We start from the raw sequence: 725 nt of genomic DNA, 5'->3' as shown, positions 1-725 counted from the left end.
CCAATCGTTCGACCATCTGACCCAACAGGGTACGAGGCCAAGGCCATTGGCCCCATTCTGCCAGAGACCTTTCATCAATATCCACCACGCGGACCGGCAGATCCGGGTTGTAGGCCCGTGGTGAAATCCGCTGCAGGATATCGAAGTAAATCAATCTGGACATTTGAACGGGATACGGATCCGCGACCCTAATGAAGCAGCCCATCAGGATCAGCGCCAAGCCCACAAGCCTGAATACTAATCGATGCCCAATTTTGTCTCTTATCTTACCCACCACGTTCACCTTCCAGGCGCAGGGGAACATGAAAATATATGTAACCTGATGCTACCAACCAGCTATCGCTGAAGCGTTACCTGCCGTCGCCGTTGCCCTGACACCCGATCCACCGCTATCTCCACTGGATGCGTTTACGGATGTTCTCGTTTCACCCGAGGCGCTTACACCTGCGCGCGCTGATGTCCCGGAACGCCCTTCGGCGCTGGCTGAGGCCCGGTCTGGCGCTTCGGATCGCCCGCTTTCGCGGGCCGCCGACACCTCAGAACGACCTTGTTCCGTTTGCCGCCGTGCTTCGCGCCGCTCTGGCCTTTCAGATTCAATCTTTAGGGCCTGAGCCTGTCTGCCCGAACACCCTTCGGCACTCACCCGAAACGGTGGCAGCAGTTGCGTTTGCGAGCGTATGAAGGGGAAACCACCTTTTAGCGCTTTGTCATACTGCTCCTGATCT

1 protein-coding gene and 1 pseudogene are annotated in these 725 nt (G+C 57.0%); both read right to left on the bottom strand.

Annotated features, from left to right (window positions below; translation table 11 throughout):
* A partial coding sequence (locus tag ACR0EL_RS22245) for a CHASE2 domain-containing protein (RefSeq protein ID WP_480502324.1) occupies positions 1-205 on the bottom strand: 205 nt, incomplete at its 3' end.
* A gap of 120 nt (positions 206-325) precedes the next feature.
* Positions 326-725 (bottom strand): annotated as a pseudogene (locus tag ACR0EL_RS22240) (iron dicitrate transport regulator FecR); the annotation flags it as partial.

This window comes from Ruegeria sp. AH12, assembly GCF_056541465.1.
The sequence above is the reverse complement of the archived record's forward strand: the minus strand, read 5'-3'. Positions and strand labels throughout refer to the sequence as shown.